The organism is Endozoicomonas atrinae (genome assembly GCF_001647025.1).
GTDB lineage: Bacteria > Pseudomonadota > Gammaproteobacteria > Pseudomonadales > Endozoicomonadaceae > Endozoicomonas > Endozoicomonas atrinae.
Genome location: NZ_LUKQ02000356.1, coordinates 1 through 4302, shown reverse-complemented (window position 1 = coordinate 4302; position 4302 = coordinate 1). Strand labels below are relative to the sequence as shown.

Genomic DNA, 4302 nt, shown 5'->3' with positions numbered 1-4302 from the left:
ACCATTCGCACCGGAGTTAAACAGCTCAGAAAGGCTATGGGAGTGGATGCGGGAGCATGACTTATCAAACAAAGCATTTTCAGGTTATGAAAATATTGTAGATTGTTGCTGTGAAGCTTGGAATAACCTTTGCAGCGAAGCTGGTCGACTGTTCAGTCTGTGCTCCCGTGATTGGGCAGTTATACAGTAGTTAGAAAATTCAATTGGTATGATACAGTTCCAGCCGCTGGGACTGGTCGGGGTAGTCGGCGTTGTAAATGGTAATATCGCGGGGATAGAGGTTAATGGTGGGCTGGCTTTTGAAATAGGCGGGAATCACCACACTCTGGTTATGCCTGCCGATACCGCTTTCTGTCCGACGCACCTCTTTGTAACGGACGTGGCCGGAGCTGGCGGTGTAGATATAGGACTCGATCCTTCCTTCTTTCAATACCAGATAATCGTTGCTGGCAATGCCGCCGCTGCCGGTAATCACCATCTGACCAAACCCATCGCTGCCGGTACTCAGCTCGATGGACCCCTGCCCCACCGTCAGCGCCGTGCCGTTTTGCAGTTCACCGGACTGAAGCTGACTGATATTCACCGGCCCGTTCACCGCCAGATAGCCGTTAAAAACCAGCACATAGTCCGGTGACGCTTCCGTGCCGATATTGCGCACCGAAAACGGCTGCTCCGACAGCTCCGGGCTTTCCAGCATCAGGTCGGCCAGATTGATAATGGCCGTTCCCTGACCCGCCGTACCGGCCAGTGCATTAAAGCCCCCAACCTGACCGGCACTGTTGACGTGGCGTACCCAATAATAGTGCAGCGTGGTATTGCCGGTGACATCGGTATAGCGGCTGCCACTGGCTTCGTGGACCAGTGACGCCTGCGCCCGGTCATCCACCTGTGCTCGCCATACTTCCGTGTGGTTATGACCGTTATAGGCCGGGGCATCCCATTGCAGAATCACAGCACCAAAGATGCCATTGGAGGACAGGCCGGTGGCCGGAGTTGGGACGTCCGGTGTGTTAACACCACCGCCATTTCCACCATCACCAGTTACCGTTGTATCTGGCAGTACCGGCTCCAGGGTATCGGTAATGGAACCCACAGCAGAGGCAGGCAGGCTCAACCGTTGCCCTTTCTCCTTGGCCAGTCCCAGCTCTGCCAGCTCACTGTGCAGCACCGCCTTGTCTCCGGCATTGCCGCTGCGACCGGCGAGGCGGTTCAGGAACTCACGCACGTAGCGGTCTACCGTTGCAGGCAGTGCGGGAAATTTAGCCATAAAGGGAATCAGTCCTTAGAGTTCGGCCATCGAGCTGGCAACAATCACGGCAGTCACCGTGTCGGTGCCGGCCAGCTCAAACTGCCAGCGGCTGCCACGGCCTGCGGGGAGCCTGAAGCCTCTGTCCGAAGTCACTGGCATTTCCAGTACCTGCTGCTCATCACGGAATACCCGAAACACCAGGTCGGTGTAGCTGTCCGCCATGATCCGTGCCGAACTGAACAGGGCAGGCTTTCCTTGAAAGACTTTGCTTCGCCAGCTATATGGCATCAGCTCTGAGCCTTTGTCCCACGCTTTAATGGTGTTGCCGATGGCCAGATAAAGGCTGTCGTCCTGAAGGTCACGGTAACAGGCATCGGCGTAAGTGCCGAGCTCGGTAAAGGTGCCACTGTCAGGACTGAAGATAAAACCGCCGCCGTTTACTGAATTACCGTAAAAACCAAAGTACCGGCCATCGTGAAAGCAGCCGTGGATAGTGTCTGGCTGAAAACGTTCCCGCCAGTCCTCCGGGTTGATAATGTTGCGGGTCATCAGGTCAGCCCGACCGCCAGCGATCCGCACCAGACCGTCCGGTGAGGCGTAGAGCGCCATATCCCCCATATCTACCATGCTGCGTTTGCTGATGCAGGCGTGTGCCGTATCCAGCCGTTCCAGAGTCATGGCACTGGGTTCAGTACCAAAGGCCACGTAGGGATAACCGTTGGTAGTGATGATCACACTGTTGGCCGCTACCGCCAGTGACTGGATGTCGTACTCCACCGCCAGCCGATAAGCCGCTGGCCATGCGTACAAGTAATAGGGTTCGCTGAACATCAGCTCCTTGCCGGAAAAACCCACCGCCACACCACCAGGCAGCACCACCATACCTTGCAGGTCATTGGGAGGCGCGATCCAGCCGATGGTTTTCAGGATGCCGCCCCGCTGATCCCAGGGGGTTTGATCCACCACGCTGGTGACGCCCACCGGGGTATCGGTGGCCACCGTTCCAGCATTGTTGATCTGGGTGCAGAGCTGATACACGCCCACCTGCGTACTGGTGTAAATCCGGTAATGGGTGATATTCAGGTCCACCGCACCGGGGCCTGCCCCCAGGGAAATGTCCACGGTTTCACCGGGCAGTACGCTTATCTCAGCAGAAGGCAATGACGGCGGCCCTTCCCGTCCGTTCTCATCCACCCAGGTGTAGGTATAGAAGCGGGTTTCGGCGTCCACTGCCTGAGCATCCTCCAGCGGTGTGCCACTGAGCACCACCACGGGAGCCACGTCCGGCTCCGGCATCCCCAGTTGATGGTCATTGACTGGGTAGTTACTGCCGCCACTCAATGCCAGACCGTTATCGGTGTAGCGGGGACCTTTCACGGTGCCTGTGTAATAGACCCGGTTGTTGGGATCGTCCGCCACGGGTGAACGAATCACGTCAACGTCTTCGATCCAGTCAAACCAGTACCGTTCGCCTTCGTTGCGATAGAGGTAGATGGACTGCGGGGTATCGTTCAGGGACTTTTCATCGGCGGGTTGATAGTAGGCTCTCAGGCTGCCATTGGTTAAACGACAGTTAATGGCCGCCTCCGCCTGGGTGTCTTCCAGTAGGTGGCTGTCCAGCCAGGGGACTTCGCCGGTAAAGGAGGTGATATCGAGTTTCATGGTGGGTTATTTTTTCAGGCCGTACACCGAAACCGTGCCCACCAGTTTGTTCTGGTTCATGGCTTCCGCGTAGAACTTGATGCCCGTGATCGAGCCACTCACCGGTGCCGACAGGGTTGCCGTGATGTACTGGTCACCGTTGCCACTGTCCAGATGCGCGGTGAAGGAACCTTTACCATTGGGGTTCACGGAGACCGTCATTGTCCCAGACAGAAAGACCGACTCCATCTCACCATTCACCAGAGCATAGCCGGAGTATTGGCCACCCGACAGCGTATACCCGTCACTCTTGATCACCGAGGTATTGGCCCAGCCGTACCCCGTTACCCAGGAGCCATCGGACTGCTTAAAGGCCATGCCGAGTTTTTTCTCCCGGTAGTCACCGTTGTCATCAATCCCGAGGTTATTAATGACCAGCTGATACCCACCATAGAGGGCATCATCAAAACCGATGTCCAGCACCATTTCTGAAACACCCGACTGGGATACCGTACTGAGCAGTTTCATATCGTCTTCCTCTGCGTTATTGCCCTGGCTCTCCAATGCCTCTATCCGTTCGGTCAGGTCGGTAATAATGTCCTGAAGGCTCTCTACCGAAGCAATGGTGTGAATATGATCCGGTGGCGCGGTTAATGAGGTCACCACCCCACCCACCAGTGCGAACAGCTTGCCATCGGCGGTATTGATCGCCACCTCCCCCGACGCCAAATCGGACGACAGCGGGGCCTTGCCGGGTGTCGCCGAGCTTTTCAGTTTGATGGTGTTGGACACAGGCCCATTCCTCTGGTTGCTGCCGGATCAGAAGGTGCCGCCATCCAGCACCACACCATTCACCGAACCACCGGTGATGGTGACACTGGCCGCAGACTGAAGCGCCATGCTGTCCAGCCCCAGGTTACTCCGGGCAGTGGCGGCGTTGGTCAGATCCGCCAGGTTGGAGGACTTGGCCAGTTTGGTACCGATCTGGGTGGTCAGGTTGCTGATGGTGTCGGGATCATCCCCCAGTGCCGCCGCCAGTTCGTTCAGGGTATCCAGCGCTGCCGGGGCTCCGGCCACAATGGCATCCACACCGAGCTGAACCCGGGCATCCACCTGCGCCTCATTCAATCCGCCGGAACCGGTAGCGGTCAGCACGCCGCTGCCATCAATGGCCAGACCGGTCCCGACCTTGATACCACCCAGGGTCGCTCCAGAGGCCGTGGGCAGGCTGTAGTTATTGGCGTTATCGTCGATCCCGGCCAGTTTAGTGACCACCGTTTCACCGCCAACGGCGGTCACGGAGCCATCGGTTTCACCGATAAACAGATACCCGGAGGCTTCCGAGTAGGCCAGCTCCCCTTCCGCCAGGCTGGCCGGGGTGTTGGTAATGGCACTGCGTTTGATCTGAATGG

Annotated in this window: 4 protein-coding genes and 1 pseudogene; 1 reads left to right on the top strand and 4 read right to left on the bottom strand. The window is 57.4% G+C overall.

Annotated features, from left to right (window positions below; translation table 11 throughout):
• Positions 1–190: pseudogene (locus AK963_RS35975) on the top strand (IS630 family transposase); the annotation flags it as partial.
• Positions 191–199: 9 nt separating this feature from the next.
• Here the strand turns inward: AK963_RS35975 and AK963_RS26040 are convergent.
• The 4 genes from AK963_RS26040 to AK963_RS33700 form a co-directional block, all read right to left on the bottom strand.
• Positions 200–1267, bottom strand: a complete 1068-nt coding sequence (locus AK963_RS26040; protein WP_066018276.1) for a phage tail protein — start codon at positions 1265–1267, stop codon at positions 200–202.
• 15 nt (positions 1268–1282) lie between these two features.
• Positions 1283–2911 carry a hypothetical protein gene (locus AK963_RS26035; protein WP_066018275.1) on the bottom strand — a complete coding sequence of 543 codons (1629 nt, stop codon included), beginning with the start codon at positions 2909–2911 and terminating at the stop codon, positions 1283–1285.
• A 6-nt stretch (positions 2912–2917) separates the two neighbouring features.
• Positions 2918–3682: a hypothetical protein gene (locus tag AK963_RS26030; RefSeq protein ID WP_066018274.1), complete on the bottom strand. Its 765-nt coding sequence runs from the start codon at positions 3680–3682 to the stop codon at positions 2918–2920.
• A 27-nt stretch (positions 3683–3709) separates the two neighbouring features.
• A partial coding sequence (locus tag AK963_RS33700; RefSeq protein ID WP_202969873.1) for a hypothetical protein occupies positions 3710–4302 on the bottom strand: 593 nt, incomplete at its 5' end.

Excerpts from the sequence above, each read along its gene's own strand:
- AK963_RS26040 (WP_066018276.1), bottom strand. The coding sequence starts at position 1,267 with ATGGCTAAATTTCCCGCACTGCCTGCAACGGTAGACCGCTACGTGCGT.
- AK963_RS26035 (WP_066018275.1), bottom strand. The coding sequence starts at position 2,911 with ATGAAACTCGATATCACCTCCTTTACCGGCGAAGTCCCCTGGCTGGAC.